The sequence below is a fragment of the Paracoccus sp. Z118 genome (assembly GCF_019061185.1).
Taxonomy (GTDB): domain Bacteria; phylum Pseudomonadota; class Alphaproteobacteria; order Rhodobacterales; family Rhodobacteraceae; genus Paracoccus.
The window spans coordinates 49,420-64,825 of record NZ_JAHQZU010000014.1 but is presented as its reverse complement, the minus strand read 5'-3'; the positions used below and the strand labels follow the sequence as shown (position 1 = coordinate 64,825).

The window sequence follows — 15,406 nt, the reverse complement described above, 5'->3', positions numbered from 1 at the left end:
GGCGGTGCCGCCTGAGGGCGCTGTCCGGCTGACGAGAGGAACTGAATCTTGGTAACATTCTTACGTTGGATCGCCCGGCTGGCGCTGGTGGCGGTCGTGGGCGTTGTCGCGGCCTACTGGTATGGGACACGGCTGCCCGCGAGTCCCTTCGACGGGGTTCAGGCGGCGGCCGCGATGCCGCTGGAGACGGGCCAGTATGCCGCCCGTGTAGCGGATTGCGTGTCCTGCCACTCGACCCATGACGGCCAGCCCTTCGCGGGCGGGCTGGAGATGGACACGCCGCTCGGCTCCATCTACGACACCAACATCACGCCCGATCCAGAGCATGGGATCGGCAACTATATGCGCATTTCCAGATCATGGAAAATGCGCGAGGAGGAATGCGTTATGGACGTCATCGATTTCAGCGAAGCCCCGCAGGAGGTTTCCCGCCGTCGCCTTGCAGACCTGCCGGACCGGGTCGTTGAAGGCGATCCGCAGCACCAGTCCGAGCTGCACTTCACCAGCCCGGATGGAAACCTGTTTGCGGGCAGTTGGACCTCGACCCCCGGAAAGTGGCACGCGTTCACCGACAAGGATGAATACTGCCACATCGTTTCGGGCAGATGTGCGCTGATCTCGGAGGATGGAAAGCGGTGGGAATTCGGCCCCGGCGCGTCCTTCATGATCCCGAACGGGTTCCGCGGCTACTGGGAAGTGATCGAGACCACGACGAAACATTTCGTCGTTCGTCAGCACTAGGCACCGGCCTCGTTCAACAGGTTGCTCGCGGCCGGCGATGATGGGCGAGGGCCGGGGCTGGGGCCTCAGTATCCCTGCTCGCGGGCAACATTTCCTAGCATCGCTTCGCCCCGGTCGAAGCGGCGCAGGTTCTCGGCAAGCGGGCCAGCCAGCGCCTCGACCTGGGTGATGCAGGCGATATGCGGGGTCAGGATGATGCGCGGATCGGTCCAGAACGGATGATCCTGCGGCAGCGGTTCGGGGTCGGTCACGTCGAGGACGGCGGCCGCGATCTGACCCGTATCCAGCGCCGCCAGCAGATCGTCCTGCACCAGCTGCCTGCCGCGCCCGGTCTGGATCAGATGCGCGCCCTTGGGCAGCCGCGAAAACAGGTCGGCATTCAGGATGCCTTCGGTGTCAGCGGTAAGGGGAAGCAGGCAGACCAGGAAATCGAGGTCGGCGAGGAATGGGTTCAGCCCCTCGGGTCCGTGAAAGGTGCTCACCCCCTCGATCATGCGCGGGCGGCGCGCCCAGCCGGAGAGCTGGAAGCCGAAGGGCCGCAGCGCGTCCAGCGCCCCGCTGCCCAGCTCGCCCAGACCCATCACACCGACGCGGCGAAAGGAAGCGGGCGGCGGGATCGCCACCATCTTCCAGACCTTGCGGCTTTTCTGGTCGATATAGGCCGGCAGATGCCGATGCAGCGCCAGCACCGACATGGTGACATATTCCTGCATCATCGCCGTCAGCCCCGGCGAGATCAGCCGCACCAGCCCGACAGCCCTGGGCAGATCAGCGCCCATGAACTGATCGACGCCGGCGCCTACGGAAAACACCGTGGCGAGGTTCGTGAGGCGGTCGAGGTCGTCGGGCACCTGCCAGGTGAGGATGTGGCGGACCTTGGCGGGGTCGGGATGTTCCGCCCGCAACACCACCCTCTGCTCGGGGCACATTTCGGCAAGCAGCTGTCGCAGCTTTGCGCCGCGCGCCTCGTCCATATTGATCTGCAGCATCGTCGAGCCCGTCAGTTTTGATCGTTGCGCACGTCCAGCGCATCGCGCAAGCCGTCGCCGATGAAGTTGAAGCTGGTCACGGCGATGGTGATGGTCAGGCCGGGGATGATCGCCAGCCAGGGCGCCTTGTCCAGATATTGCTGGGCGCCGTTGAGCATGTTGCCCCAGCTCGGCAGGGGCGGCTGAATGCCGTAGCCAAGAAAGCTGATATAGGCTTCCAGCAGGATCGCGCGAGCCACGGTCAGCGTCGCGGCGACGATGATCGGGCCAAGCACGTTCGGGAGCACCTCGCGGAACATGATGTGGGTGCTGCTGAGTCCCAGCATGCGCCCGGCAAGCACGAATTCCCGCTCGCGCAGCGAACGCACCTCGGCATCGACGATGCGGGCAACCTCCATCCAGCTGGTGATGGCGATGATGACGGTGATCATCACGGGGCTGGGCTTGAGCAGCGCCGCCAGCGCCAGCATCAGGAAGATCGAGGGGAAGGCGAGGAAGGCATCCACGATCCGCATCAGCACCGCCGAGACCAGTCCGCCCCGATAACCGGCGATGACGCCGATCAGCGTGCCGATCAGCGTGGACAGGATCATGGCGTAGAAGCCGACCTGCAAGGAAATCTGCCCGGCCTCCAGCAGCCGCGCCGCGATGTCGCGACCCAGCGGGTCGGTGCCCAGGTAGTGCTGCCCCGTCAGCGGCGGGGCGAAACGCGCGCGCAGATCGATGTAGAGGGAGTCATACGGCAGCAGATACGGCCCGAGGAAACACGCCAGCGTCAGCGCGACGATCATCACCATGCCCAGCAATGCCAGCCGGTGGCGCATGAAGCGCTGCACGGCGCGGCTGCGCCACCAGCGGTTGGGGCGGTCGCTCAGGTCGATGGCGGTCATGGCGGATTCCTTCGATCTCGGGCGGGCAGTTGAGGGCGCTCAGGCCAGACGGATGCGCGGATCGACCAGCGCGACGACGATATCGGCGATCAGGTTTCCAAGCAGCGTCAGCACGGCCGACAGCATCAGAAGGCCCATCACCACCGGGTAATCGCTGTAGCTGAGGCTGTCGAGAAACAGCCGGCCCATGCCGGGCCAGGTGAACACGGTCTCGGTCACCAGCGCTCCCGACAGCAGGTTCGGCAGTTGCATGCCGGCCAGGGTGATCATCGGCAGCAGGGCGTTGCCGACGACATGCTTCATCAGCACCCGCCGCTCGGTCAGGCCCTTGGCGCGGGCGGTGTTGACGAAATCCTGATTGATGACGTCCAGCGTGGCCGAGCGCATATAGCGGCTCCAGACGGCGATGTTCACCAGCGCCAGCACGAAGCTGGGCATGATCAGGTGGATGGCATAATCAGCGAACGAGCCGTCGCCGATGGTGTACATGTTGCCGGCCGGCAGCCATTCCAGCCGCAGCGCGAAGACATAGATGCCGACGAGCCCGAACCAGAAGGTCGGGATCGACAAGGCCACCATCGCACCGGCCGTCGCCACATAGTCGAAGGCGGAATACCGATGGGTGGCGCCGCGGATTCCGATCCATGTGCCGATGCCGACCGAGATCACCATCGACGTGCCCATCAGCAGCAGGGTAGCCCAAAGATGGCGGGCGATCACGTCCACCACCGGCTGTCCGTCTCGGTAGCTGGTTCCCCAGTCGCCCTGCAACATGCGCCACAGCCAGTCGAAGTACTGGACCATCAATGGCCGGTCGAGGCCCATCTGGCGGGCCAGACGGTCCATGTCTTCCTGGGTCATGCCGGGGGTCAGGGCATATTGAGCGAGCGGCCCGCCGGGGATGAGGTTCAGCACCGTGAAGCCGATGATCGACACGATCAGCAGCAGAATGATGCTTTGCCCCAGACGGTTGAGCAGAAAACTGGCCATCTTTGCCCCCAGATCGGCGGGCGGCCCGTCGAAGGCCGCTCGATTGCCGCCGGGCAGGACTGTCCCGCCCGGCGATGTTGTTCAGATCACTCGGTCCAGTACCACTGGGCGGCGTTCCAGCTTTCGCTACGGGCGTTGAGGTTCGGGCGCACCCCCTCGATGCCGGATTTCCAGCCGTTCGCGCGGTTGTCGTTGTAGAGCGGCAGGAAGGGCAGGTCCTCGCGCACGATCTCCTGGATGCGGAAATACATCTCGCGGCGCTGCTCGGGATCGAAGATGCGGGTGCCCTCTTCCAGCAGCCGGTCCACCTCGGGGTTGGCATACTGCCCGAAGTTCGAGCCCTGGCCACCCTTCGCAGGGGTTGCGCCGGAATGCAGGCGGTTGGTGGTGTCCGGGTCGGCGCCGACGCGGAAGGTGATGCCGACCAGCACGGAGTCGAATTGCGACTGGACCCAGAACTCGCCCCAGATGACGGCGGCCGGCATGTTCTCGATCGTCATCTCGATGCCGATCTCGGCCAGCGTCTGCTGGATGAATTGCTGGGTCTGCTCGCGCAGATGGTTGCCTGAAGTGGTCGAGTTGACGAAGGACAGCCGCACGCCGTCCTTTTCACGGATGCCGCCCGCGCCCGGCACCCAGCCGGCGTCGTCCAGCAGCTTCCGCGCCGCATCGAGGTCGAATTGCTGCTGGGGCAGGTCGGGATTGGTGTAGAAGGTGCCTTGCGGCAGGAAGGTTTCGCTCGGCGTCGGCAGCCCGTAATAGAGCTGGTCGATGATCGCCTGCTTGTCGATGGCCGCGTAGATGGCCTTCCGCACGGCCGCGTCCTTGAACTGGGGCCGCTCGACGTTGAACAGGACCATTTCGACGCTGGGCGAGGGGGCCAGCACGATCTCGCGGTTGGGGATCGTCTTGGCGTCCTCGTAGTTGTCCGGCGTGATGTATTGAAGTCCGATCAGGTCGATATCGCCGCTCTTGAACTGGCTGTACAGCACCGTCAGGTCGGGGATGTATTTGAAGACCAGCGTCTCGATATAAGGACCATCCCAGAAATAGTCGGCGTTCGCCGCCAGCTCGATGTGGTCGCCTGCGACGCGCCGCGCGAACTTGAACGGGCCGGTGCCGATCGGGGCGTGGTTGAACGGCGCCTCGTTGGGGTCCGCCACCCCGTCGAATGCGTGTTTCGGCACGATCATGGTTTCGGTCAGGAACGACAGATAGGGAGAGAAGGGCTCCTCCATCCGCCAGGTGATCTCGGTCGGCGACACCACGGTGATGTCGCGCACCAGGCTGTGTCCGCCCGTCCGCCAGGCGCGGAATTCCGGGTTCACGATCAGCTCGATGGTGAATTTGACATCCTCGGCGGTGAACGGCGTGCCGTCATGCCACGTCACGTCGTCGCGCAGCTTGACGCGCCATTCGAGGCCGTCCTCGGAAATGCCGCCATTCTCCTGGCTGGGAACCTCCGTTGCCAGGCGCGGTTTGATCACGCCGTCCGTATCGGTGTAGAATAGCGGGTCGAAGATCGAGAAATGCACGCCGTCATCGACTTCGATCTTCAGCATCAGGGGGTTGAAGACCGTGGGCTCCTGAGAAAGCCCGACGATGATGCGGCCCTTGGGCGCCGCTGGCGGGGTCTGCGCGGCCGCGCCCCGGCCAAGAAGGCCGGGCGCGAACACGCCTGCGGCGCCAGTCAGCGCCATCAGTCGCAGCGCGCTGCGCCGGCTCATCTCGGCGCTGGTGCTCTCACGTTTGGTCATTGTGTCTCTGCCCTCCCAAAGGCCACTGGATGTCTGTCTTGCTCAAGGTCGCGCGCCATCCATCTCCGCCTGCCCGCCCGGCACGGCGGCGACCAGTTCGCGCGTGTAGTCCGATTGCGGATGCAGGAAGATCTGCGAAGGCGGGCCGCTTTCGACCATCCGTCCCTTCTGCATCACCATGATCTCGTCGCAGATCTGGCTGGCGACCCGCAGGTCATGGGTGATGAAGATCATCGCGACCCCCGTCTCGCGCTGGACGCGGTCGAGCAACTCAAGCACCTGCGCCTGCACCGACACGTCGAGCGCCGAGACTGCCTCGTCCGCGATCAGGACCTTCGGCTTGAACATCAGGGCGCGGGCGATGCCGACCCGCTGGCGCTGTCCGCCGGAAAATTCATGCGGATAGCGGTCATACGCGCTCGCGCTGAGTCCTACTACCTCCAGCAATGCGCGCGCCTCTGCGCGAACGCTGCGGGGGTCCATGCCATGCGCAATGGGTGCCACGGTCAGGCTGTGCCCTACCGTCGATCGCGGGTTGAGCGATGCGAAGGGGTCCTGGAACACCATCTGGATCTTGGGGCGGAGCCGCCGGAACTCGCCCTCACCTAGCGGCGCGATGTCCTGGCCCGCGAACATGATGCGGCCTGAATCGCTGTCCAGCAGTTTGATGACCAGCCGCCCCAGCGTCGATTTGCCTGAGCCTGACTCGCCCACCACGCCCAACGTGCGGCCTGGCGCAAGCTGGAACGAGATGTCCCGCACCGCCGGGACCGCCCGCAGCGTCCCCATCAGGGCCGAACCGCTGCGATAGGTCTTGTTCAGTGCCTCGACCTTCAGCACCGGCGCGGAAGCGAAACCTTGTGGCGGCACCCGGTCGCTGCCCGTCAGGCGCGGCACCGCCGCTATCAGCCGCTTTGTGTAGGGGTGGCTGGGGGTCTTCAGCACGGCGTCCGCCGGCCCTTGCTCGACCAGCTTGCCCTTTTCCATCACCACGACACTATCGGCGATCTCGGCCACCACCCCGAAATCATGGGTGATCAGCAGCACGCTCATGCCCTTGCGACGCTGGATGTCGCGGATCAGGTCAAGGATCTGGGCTTGCGTCGTCACGTCGAGCGCGGTCGTCGGCTCGTCGGCGATGAGGATCGTCGGCTCCAGCGCCAGCGCCATGGCGATCATCACCCGCTGACGCTGCCCGCCCGAAAGGCGGAATGGATACTGGTGAATCATCAGCGCGGGATCGGGCAGCCCGACCTCGTTCAGAAGATCCAGCGTCCGGGCACGGCGGCTGGCACGGTCGCCCACGCCATGCGCCCTCATCACCTCGGCGATCTGGTCGCCCACGGTCATCAGCGGATTCAGCGCCGACAACGGGTCCTGGAAGATCATCGAGACGACGCGCCCGCGCATGTCGCGCAGGGCCGATGGCCGGGCGCCGGTCAGCTCTATCTCGCCAACGCGGATCGATCCGCCCGAAACCTTGAGCGCCTTGGACAGAAGCCCCATCACTGCGTTCGCAGTGATCGACTTGCCCGAGCCCGACTCCCCGATGACGCAGAGGATCTGGCCGGGGATCAGGTCGAAGGAAATGTCCTGGATCGCGTGCGCCCGATCCATGTCGGCCGGAAGATCGATGGTCAGATTGCGCACGGACAGGGCCGGATCCGGTGCCCCCGTGCGGTCCTTGGCGGCGCTGGTCTGCATGCCGGTCCTCACTGCCTGATCGCGCCATCGCTGGCCTGCTTCGGGCAAGTAAGCATATAGTGAAATTCTGAGCAACACCCTTGTTGAATCCGCCAAGAATCCTGGGCTGATTTCCTGTTGTTTTCGCCTAGAGGATTGAATTATTTGACGGATGCGATCTGAGGGTCGTGCTCAGGCCAAACTGATATATTGAAACTTCTCTCTCGCCGTTTCATTATCGTATTCGGGAGACGGTGCTTGAGGCAAGAGGCAGGCATGAACCAGCAGTTGCACGATGCCGAGGCCATCATGACGGAACACGATACCGTCGGCGCAACTCTGCGCGCGGCACGAAAAGCGCGCGGCATGTCGCTTCAGGAGCTGGCGGCGCAATCCGGCGTGTCGGTGGGCATGATCAGCCAGGTCGAACGCGGCCGCGCCAATCCTTCGATGCGGCTGCTGACGGCGCTGCGCCGGGCGCTGAACATCTCGTTGCAGGAGCTGTTCGGCGAATCCGGCGGTGCCCCCAGTTGCACGGCCGGCGATCCCGATTTCGTGCGCCGCGCGGTGGACCGGCCCGTCATCGATCTGGGTCATCTGCAGAAGGAGCTGCTGACCTCTGGCGGGCGGCACAACCTGCAGGTCATGCTGCTGAAAATTGAACCCGGCGGCGATTCCGGCGGCAGTGCGCTGTCCTATCCGGCGGAGAAGGGCGGGCTCGTGCTGTCGGGTGAGATCGCGCTGAGCGTGAACGGCCAGCAGGCCGTCCTGCGTGCCGGCGACAGCTTTGCGTTCGACAGCGCCCATCCGCACAGCATCCGCAACAACGGCGCCGCGAAAGCCGAAGTGATCTGGATCATCGGCGCGGTGCGCTTCGACCGCCATCTCTGAACGTCCCTTCAACCCCGAGGAACCAGCCCATGGTCAACGCCCCGATCGCCGACAAGACCACGCCCTATTGGTGGGAGGAGGCGCCGCCCGTGGCGATCCCGGAGCATCCGCTGCCCAAATCCCCCGACGTGGCGATCGTGGGCGCGGGTTATGCGGGGCTGACCGCCGGCATCGTTCTGGCGCGGGCCGGCAAGTCGGTTGTCTGCATCGACAAGATGAACCCCGGCGAGGGCGCCTCGACCCGCAATGGCGGCATCACCAGCGGCAACATCCGGCCGGGCCGGCAGGAGTTGATCAGGAGATTCGGTCAGGACCGCGCCGACGCCATCGAGCGCGAGGGCAGGGCCGCGCGCGAATGGACCTATGATTTCATCAGGACCGAGAACATGGATTGCGACTTCCAGCTGGTGGGCCGCTATGCCGGCGCGCTCGGCAAGGAGCAGTATGAATCCATGGCCCGTGAGGCCGACGCGTTGGCCAGGCGGCTGGGTGTCGAATCCTATGCGGTCCCGCAGTCCGAGCAGTTGAACTATCTCGGCAGCGATTACTACCGCGGCGGCACCGTTCGGATGGATACCGGCGGGCTGCACCCCGCCAAATACCATCGCGAGCTGATGCGCGTGGCCAAGGAAGCCGGTGTCGGGATCCATTCCGGCGTGCACGTGGACGGGGTGGCGCGCGAGGGAAGCGGCTTCGTCGTGCGCACCGACAAGGGGGCGATCAAGGCGGGCCAGGTGCTCGTCTGCACCAACGGTTATACCGATGCCAGCGATCGGTGGCTGCGCCGCCGCTTGGTCCCGGTGCGCTCGCGCATCATCACGACCGAGGAACTTCCGGCCGATCTGATGGCCAGGCTGATGCCGCGGGGCATGATGCTGTCGGAAAACCGCAAGGTGGGGTTCTATTACCGCCCCTCTCCCGACCGCAGGCGCATCCTGCTCGGTGGCCGCGATGCGTCGATACACGGCGAGCCGGTCGGTCCGGCGCTGCATCTGCGCGAAGGCCTCGTGCGGCTGTTCCCCGAGCTGAAGGATGTGCGTCTCAGCCATACCTGGCACGGCAATGTCGCCATGAATCGCGACATGCTGCCTCGCATCTTCGAGAAGGACGGCGTGCATTACGCGACCGGTTTTTGCGGGTCGGGCGTGGTCTGGGCGCCGTGGATCGGCAGCCGTGCGGCTTACAAGCTGCTGGGCGACCGCGAGCGCGGCGTGTCGGCCTTCGACTTCCGCCCGCCGGCAGCGGTGCCGTTCTACAGCGGCACGCCATGGTTCATGCCGGCGATGATCCAGGCCTTCCGCCTCCAGGACGTCATGGCGCTGCGCCGGCAGACCCGCTGAAACGGATGACTCCGGTGCGGCCTTGCACTGGCATGTCAGTTGAAGAAAGCTTGCGGCGAAGCGAACTCCTGCGCTTGCGTTGGACGTGCTCCGAAGTGAGCGAGGAACTGACGGTCCGGCATGCACGAGCCGCGCGGACGAGCTTTCTGGCGAAGCCGATCGGGTCGCGGCCAGTCCTGACCTGACTGCTCGGCTACTCCCGCGCCGCCTTCGGGATCGCTTCCTGCGCCGCGCGTGCTGCCGTGCCGGCGCTCACCTCCACGGCCGTGCCGGTTGTCCCTTCCGACAGATAGCCCACGAGATCGGCCACCGGCTCATCCGTCATCGCATGGGCAAAGCGCGGGATCGAGGCGCTCCCCGGCTCGCCCCGGTGGACGCCGTGCAGGATGACCTGCGTCAGCCGCGCCGGTTCCGCGTTCCCCACCGGCACCGCTGAAGGCGGCCCGTTCCCTCGTCGTTGGTCAGGCCGGAACTTTGGCGGATGTCGGCTGACGCTCAGCCCGTGGTCGCGGTCGATCATCGTCCCTGATCGACGAGCCCGGTTGCAAAACCCGCCGTCCTCGCGTCACAATCCCGCCGCAAACGGTGCGACCTGCGCCTGTGTATGACCGGAGACCAGATGCCCGTTCCCTTCAAATCCGCCGGGCTGACCGCCCTTCTGGCGCTTTGCCTCGCCTCGCCAGCCCTCGCCGAGGATGCGTCCTGCGGAACCGTGCGGATGTCCGATCCCGGATGGACCGACATCACCGCCACGAACGGGGTGGCCGCGGTGGTGCTCGACGCGCTGGGCTACGAGCCGGACATCCAGTCGTTGTCGGTGCCCATTGGTTACGAGGCGCTGAAGACCGGACAGATCGACGCGTTCCTCGGCAACTGGATGCCGGCGCAGCAGGCGTTCCGCGCCGATCTGGACGCCTCGGCGCAGGTGCAGGAACTCGCCGTCAACCTCGACGGCGCCAAGTTCACCCTGGGGGTCAACCCGGCAGGCGCGGCGCTGGGGGTTGCCGATTTCGCCGACCTCGACGCCCATCGCGACGCCTTCGACGGCCGCATCTACGGCATCGAGCCGGGTGCGCCCGCCAACCTGTCGATCGGCGGCATGATCGAGGCGGACAAGTTCGGCCTTGGCGACTGGGAGCTGATGGAATCGAGCGAACAGGCGATGCTGGCGCAGGTCACCCGCAACGACCAGGCGGGCACGCCCACGGTGTTCCTCGCCTGGGCGCCGCACCCGATGAACGTCGCGCACGAGATCACCTACCTGACCGGCGGCGACGAGGAGTTCGGGCCGGACTTCGGCGGCGCGACCGTCCACACGCTCGCCCGCAACGAGTGGGTCGCGCAGTGCCCCAACGCCGCGAAGCTGCTGACACAGCTCACCTTCGACGTGGATATGGAGAACGCGCTGATGGCGCTGATCCTCGACGACGCGATGACGGGGCCGCAGGCGGCAGAGGCGTATCTGGCCGACAAGCCCGAGTTGATCGAACGCTGGACCGCGGGCGTCACCACGCTGGACGGTCAGGACGGCACCGCCGCCGTCAAGGACGCGCTGCTGAAGTGAGCCGGCCGAACATCCTGATCCTGATGGCGGATCAGCTGTCGGGGACATGGTTCCCCGACGGTCCCGCGCCGTTCCTGCACGCGCCGAACCTGCGCGCGCTGGCGGATCGTTCGGCCCGCTTCGCCAATGCCTACACGGCCTCGCCGCTGTGTGCGCCTGCGCGGGCGGCCTTCATGTCGGGCCAGTTGCCGCGCCGCACGCGGGTTTATGACAACGCGGCCGAGTTCGCGTCCGACATCCCGACCTATGCCCATCATCTGCGCCGGGCGGGCTGGCACACCTGCCTGTCGGGCAAGATGCATTTCGTCGGCCCCGACCAGATGCACGGGTTCGAGGAGCGGCTGACCACAGACATCTATCCCGCCGATTTCGGCTGGACCCCGGATTACCGCAAGCCGAACGAGCGGATCGCCTGGTGGTATCACAACATGGGTTCCGTCACCGGCGCGGGCGTGGCCGAGATCACCAACCAGTATGAGTACGACGACGAGGTCGCCTATAACGCCTGCCGCAAGCTCTACGATCTGTCGCGCGGCGCTGATCCCCGGCCGTGGTGCCTGACGGTCAGCTTCACCCACCCGCACGATCCCTTCGTCGCCCGCCGCCGCTACTGGGATCTCTACGATGGCGCGCCCGAACTGGAGCCGCCCGAGAAGGTGCCCTACGAGGCGCAGGACCCGCATTCGCAGCGCATCCTCGACGCCTGCGACTGGCGCAGCTACAACATCACGCCCGAACAGGTCCGCCGCGCCCGGCAGGGCTATTTCGCCAACATCAGCTACATCGACGACAAGATCGGCGAAATCATGGCCGTGCTGCGCGACACGAGGCAGGAGGCGATCATCGTCGTCCTGTCCGATCACGGCGAGATGCTGGGCGAGCGCGGGCTGTGGTTCAAGATGAACTTCTTCGAGCCCTCGGCCCGCGTGCCCCTGATGATCGCCGCGCCGGGAATGCCCGCGGGCCGCGTGGACACGCCGGTATCCACAATCGACGTGCTGCCCACGCTGGGCGAGCTTGCCGGCATCTCGCTGGACGAGATCGCGCCGTGGACCGACGGGCAGTCGCTGGTGCCCGTGGCCTCGGGCGCGACGGCTCCGCCGGTGCTGATGGAATACGCCGCGGAAGCTTCTGTCTCGCCCATCGTGGGCATCCGCGAAGGGCGGTGGAAATACACCCGCTGCCTTGCCGATCCCGAACAGCTCTTCGATCTGGACGCCGACCCCGACGAGCGGGAGAACCTCGCGGGCAATCCCGCCCATGGCGAGACGCTCGACCGCCTGCGGGCGATGGCCGACGCGCGATGGGACCTGCCCGCCTATGACGCCGAGGTGCGCCAGTCGCAGGCCCGCCGCTGGATCGTCTACGAGGCGCTGCGGAACGGCGCGTATTTCCCGTGGGACTACCAGCCGCTCATGGACGCGTCCGAGCGCTACATGCGGAATCACATGAACCTGGATATCCTGGAGGAGAGCAAACGCTTTCCCCGCGGGGAGTAGCGCCGGGGCAGTCACTGTGAGCCGTGAGGCGGCCTTCAATGGCTGCGCGTGTTCCGAAATGGGGCCGATCGCTGGAGTGCGCTCATTCGGAGAAATTTCGGAAGCTCCAGAAGATATACGGGCGGCCGCCGATGTAAACGATGTTCTCGACGCCGCCGCCGGTGAGATTCGGGCCGTCAGCCAAGCAAGAAAACTCCAGCTTCGAACGATCCGGTTCTCAGCAGGCGAAGCATTTCCGAGTATGGGCGGCCTCAGGAGGGCCCTGATCGAGTCCGGCGCGGTGTTCTTGATACATCCCCGTTTTCATGCCCGCTCTTCCGGCTGGGTTATGGTTCGGTCCCTCTGGAGCAGCCGTTCGGGATTCAGCAGTTGGAGAGGACCTGCGAGGCGTTCGGGGTTCCTACTCGGCAGATGCGGCAACGCCTCCTGTCCAACCGCCCTGATGCGGGGAACAGGGGGGCTCCGGCCCGTCCGACGGCAGAAGGGCAGGGCGCCCGGAGGGAGGGGGGCCGAAAGCCCGCCGGACTTCCTCCTCGAACCGGTCCAGGATGGCCGCCTCGGGGGAGATCACGACCAGCCGGACGGGAGAGCTTCCCCCATCATGCGGCGCATGTGCCGTGGACAGCCTGCCCCCGGCCAGTTCGACCAGTTCGGGCGCGGACTGACCGGAGAACTGCACGAAACCCTTGAGCCGATGAAGGGAGTTCGAGAACCTGCCGAGAAGCTCCAGAAAACCCGCCCGGTCCGGCGCGGTGTCCAGGATGACGCTGCGGCGGGCGAAGACATCGGCGTGGTTCTGACGGCCGACTCCCGACGACAGAACCGGATCATGGGGCCGGTGGAGTTCGTTCAGGAATGCGTCGTCCATCTGTCTGAAAAAGGTGGCCGCCGGGTTCATGTGGCAGACCAGCGCCTCGGCATCGTCCAGTGTCTCGGATGCGAGATGATCCGCGCGGGACAGATAGAAGATATCCGCACCCTCGATCTGCCGCTGGACCACGCTGCGGATACGCGGGTCCGCCAGTCTGGTGCCGATCGTTTCCGGGTCGATCACCGTGACGACGGCCATGCAGGAAAGCTCCGGCTCGGCCTGGGCGAATGCGGCGAGGCGCATGGGCTCGGCCACGCCGCTCGCCTCGATGACGAGGCGGTCCACCTGTCCGCGATAGCCGAGCGCGCGCTCGAACGCCTCGAACAGCCCGCCGCCGAACGAACAGCAGATGCAGCCATTGCTGAGCTGGATCGTGTCGGCCGACCGACCGGAGGTCAACGCGGCATCGACCGCGATGTCGCCGAAGTCGTTCACCATGACCAGCACCCGCTCCTGCCCCTGCGACAGCAGGCGGTTCAGAAGCGTCGTCTTGCCGGCCCCCAGATAGCCGCAGAGGATGTTGACCGGCAGCGGGGCGGTCATCGTCAAAACGACCCCGCGGGCGCGGGCTTGCCGCCCAAAATGGTTCCCCAGATGGCGACCTCGCGCAGGCGCTCGCCGCCGATTTCGTGGGGATCGTCCTCGAGCACGGCGAAATCCGCCCGCTTGCCCACCTCGATCGAGCCGATCTCGCCGTCCAGCTTCAGCGTATAGGCCGCGCCGAGGGTGATGGCGTGCAGCGCGGCATCCAGGTCGATCCGTTCGGACGGACCCAGCAGGCGGCCGCTGTCGGTCACACGGTTGATCGCGCACCAGGCGGTGAACAGCGGCGCGAGCGGGGTGATCGGCGCGTCCGAATGGATGGCCAGCGGGATGCCCAGCTTCAGCGCGCTGCCGCAGGGGTTCATCCGCGTGGCCCGCTCGGGGCCGATGGTGACTTCGTAATGCTTGTCGCCAAAGTAATAGAGGTGGTTGGCGAACAGGTTGACGCAGGCGCCGAGCGCCGCGATCCGGCGCAGCTGCGCGCCATCGGCCATCTGGCAGTGCTGGAGCGTGTGGCGGTGGTCGGGGCGGTAATGCGCGCCCAGAGCGGCCTCCAGCGCCTCGATGGCCGCGAGGCTGGCGCCGTCGCCGTTGACGTGGATGTGCATCTGCACCCCGGCGCGGTTCAGATCGTCCACCATCGCGTTCAGCGCCTCGGGGGCGATGTTCCAGATGGCGTTGTTCTGACCCCGGTAATAGCCAGGCTCGTTCAGTTGCGCGGTGAACCCTTGGATCGAGCCGTCCGTCACGATCTTGACGCCGCCCAGACGCAACCGGTCGGTGGAGTGGCGCGACAATTCGGCCGCGCGGCCCGCGATATCCGTCGGGGGCATGGACATGGCGGACAGCATCGGGACCAGCCTCAGCGGGAAGTCCTCGGCCGAGGTGGTCTGCAGCAGATCGCCCAGCCCTTCATCGGTCAGGTCATTGAGCAGGTCGGTCGTGGTCGTAACCCCTGCGCGGCAGGCCGAGCGGGCCATGTTCCAGATCGCCTCGGGATCCCCGCCCAGATCGCGGAAGCTCGCCCCCGTGCGGCGCATGACCGGGAACATGGCGGCCATTTCCTGCAACTCGCCGTGAAGCGAGCCGTCGCTCGCGTGCATCACGCCCGGCACGTCGGTGTTGCTGTCGTAGCCGGCCAGTTCCAGAGCGGCGCTGTTGGCGGTCAGCAGGTGCATGTTGGAATGCAGCACCACGACCGGGCGGTCCGTCGAGACACGGTCGAGGTCGAGCCGCGACAGCCGCTCGCCGGGCACGAACAGCGGGTCGAAGCCCCAGCCCACGATCGGCCCTTCGGCCAGTTCCTTGCCGCGTTCGCGCAGCCGCTCGACCAGCTTGCCGGTGCTGGTGATCCCCTCCCAGCGCCGCCCGTCCGGCGCGATCCGGGCATAGTGGCCCAGATAGGTGAAGCGCCAGATCGAGCCCTCAAGCATGTGGGCGTGACCCTCGACGAAGCCGGGCATCAGCACCTTGTCGGCGAAGCTGTCGTCCTGCTGCGCCTCGGCCCAGTCGCCCATGTCCTCCGGCGTGCCGACCGCGAGGATGCGCCCCTCATGGACCAGCACATGCGTCGCTTCGGGGCGGGACGGGTCCATGGTGATGATGCGGCGTGCTGAAAAAATGGTCGGTGACATTCTTTTCTCCGTCA

The 15,406-nt window shown here is 66.0% G+C and carries 13 protein-coding genes; 5 read left to right on the top strand and 8 right to left on the bottom strand.

Features of this window, described 5'->3' with window-relative positions; translation table 11 throughout:
- Positions 1-48: 48 nt before the first annotated feature.
- The gene (locus KTN05_RS18140) at positions 49-741 is read left to right on the top strand and encodes a cupin domain-containing protein (protein WP_254368180.1); all 693 of its coding nucleotides are present in this window, start codon (positions 49-51) and stop codon (positions 739-741) included.
- Positions 742-806: 65 nt separating this feature from the next.
- On the opposite strand, the gene KTN05_RS12500 is transcribed toward KTN05_RS18140, so the two are convergent.
- The 5 genes from KTN05_RS12500 to KTN05_RS12480 form a co-directional block, all read right to left on the bottom strand.
- Entirely contained in the window at positions 807-1,730 is a 924-nt protein-coding gene (locus KTN05_RS12500) for a glyoxylate/hydroxypyruvate reductase A (protein ID WP_217329744.1), read from the bottom strand.
- An 11-nt stretch (positions 1,731-1,741) separates the two neighbouring features.
- Positions 1,742-2,620: an ABC transporter permease gene (locus KTN05_RS12495; RefSeq protein ID WP_217329743.1), complete on the bottom strand. Its 879-nt coding sequence runs from the start codon at positions 2,618-2,620 to the stop codon at positions 1,742-1,744.
- 39 nt (positions 2,621-2,659) lie between these two features.
- Positions 2,660-3,610, bottom strand: a complete 951-nt coding sequence (locus tag KTN05_RS12490; protein ID WP_217329742.1) for an ABC transporter permease — start codon at positions 3,608-3,610, stop codon at positions 2,660-2,662.
- Between the two features lie 86 nt (positions 3,611-3,696).
- Positions 3,697-5,367, bottom strand: coding sequence for a peptide ABC transporter substrate-binding protein (locus tag KTN05_RS12485; RefSeq protein ID WP_217329741.1), 1,671 nt, complete (start codon positions 5,365-5,367; stop codon positions 3,697-3,699).
- 42 nt (positions 5,368-5,409) lie between these two features.
- On the bottom strand, positions 5,410-7,071 hold the full coding sequence (locus KTN05_RS12480; RefSeq protein WP_217329740.1) for an ABC transporter ATP-binding protein: 1,662 nt from the start codon (positions 7,069-7,071) through the stop codon (positions 5,410-5,412).
- Between the two features lie 255 nt (positions 7,072-7,326).
- Between KTN05_RS12480 and KTN05_RS12475 the strand changes: the two genes are divergently transcribed.
- Both KTN05_RS12475 and KTN05_RS12470 read left to right on the top strand, forming a co-directional pair.
- Entirely contained in the window at positions 7,327-7,941 is a 615-nt protein-coding gene (locus KTN05_RS12475) for a helix-turn-helix domain-containing protein (protein WP_254368179.1), read from the top strand.
- 29 nt (positions 7,942-7,970) lie between these two features.
- A complete protein-coding gene (locus tag KTN05_RS12470; RefSeq protein WP_217329739.1) occupies positions 7,971-9,281 on the top strand; it encodes an FAD-binding oxidoreductase in 1,311 nt (436 codons plus the stop codon).
- 193 nt (positions 9,282-9,474) lie between these two features.
- Here KTN05_RS12470 and KTN05_RS12465 read toward each other — a convergent pair whose 3' ends face one another.
- Positions 9,475-9,705 carry a hypothetical protein gene (locus tag KTN05_RS12465; protein ID WP_217329738.1) on the bottom strand — a complete coding sequence of 77 codons (231 nt, stop codon included), beginning with the start codon at positions 9,703-9,705 and terminating at the stop codon, positions 9,475-9,477.
- A gap of 195 nt (positions 9,706-9,900) precedes the next feature.
- On the opposite strand from KTN05_RS12465, the gene choX reads away from it, so the two are divergent.
- Complete coding sequence (gene choX / locus KTN05_RS12460; protein WP_217329737.1) at positions 9,901-10,845, top strand: choline ABC transporter substrate-binding protein; 945 nt, start codon at positions 9,901-9,903, stop codon at positions 10,843-10,845.
- Positions 10,842-12,344, top strand: a complete 1,503-nt coding sequence (betC, locus tag KTN05_RS12455) for a choline-sulfatase (protein WP_217329736.1) — start codon at positions 10,842-10,844, stop codon at positions 12,342-12,344. The genes choX and betC overlap by 4 nt, the downstream gene beginning before the upstream one ends.
- Positions 12,345-12,744: 400 nt before the next feature.
- Here betC and KTN05_RS12450 read toward each other — a convergent pair whose 3' ends face one another.
- Positions 12,745-13,758: a GTP-binding protein gene (locus KTN05_RS12450; protein WP_217329735.1), complete on the bottom strand. Its 1,014-nt coding sequence runs from the start codon at positions 13,756-13,758 to the stop codon at positions 12,745-12,747.
- Between the two features lie 2 nt (positions 13,759-13,760).
- On the bottom strand, positions 13,761-15,392 hold the full coding sequence (locus KTN05_RS12445) for an amidohydrolase (RefSeq protein WP_217329734.1): 1,632 nt from the start codon (positions 15,390-15,392) through the stop codon (positions 13,761-13,763).
- Positions 15,393-15,406: the final 14 nt, after the last annotated feature.

Coding starts and splice junctions, on each gene's coding strand:
- KTN05_RS12500 (WP_217329744.1), bottom strand. CDS start 1,730: ATGCTGCAGATCAATATGGACGAGGCGCGCGGCGCAAAGCTGCGACAG.
- KTN05_RS12495 (WP_217329743.1), bottom strand. CDS start 2,620: ATGACCGCCATCGACCTGAGCGACCGCCCCAACCGCTGGTGGCGCAGC.
- KTN05_RS12490 (WP_217329742.1), bottom strand. CDS start 3,610: ATGGCCAGTTTTCTGCTCAACCGTCTGGGGCAAAGCATCATTCTGCTG.
- KTN05_RS12485 (WP_217329741.1), bottom strand. CDS start 5,367: ATGACCAAACGTGAGAGCACCAGCGCCGAGATGAGCCGGCGCAGCGCG.
- KTN05_RS12480 (WP_217329740.1), bottom strand. CDS start 7,071: ATGCAGACCAGCGCCGCCAAGGACCGCACGGGGGCACCGGATCCGGCC.
- KTN05_RS12475 (WP_254368179.1), top strand. CDS start 7,327: ATGAACCAGCAGTTGCACGATGCCGAGGCCATCATGACGGAACACGAT.
- KTN05_RS12470 (WP_217329739.1), top strand. CDS start 7,971: ATGGTCAACGCCCCGATCGCCGACAAGACCACGCCCTATTGGTGGGAG.
- choX (WP_217329737.1), top strand. CDS start 9,901: ATGCCCGTTCCCTTCAAATCCGCCGGGCTGACCGCCCTTCTGGCGCTT.
- KTN05_RS12450 (WP_217329735.1), bottom strand. CDS start 13,758: ATGACCGCCCCGCTGCCGGTCAACATCCTCTGCGGCTATCTGGGGGCC.
- KTN05_RS12445 (WP_217329734.1), bottom strand. CDS start 15,392: ATGTCACCGACCATTTTTTCAGCACGCCGCATCATCACCATGGACCCG.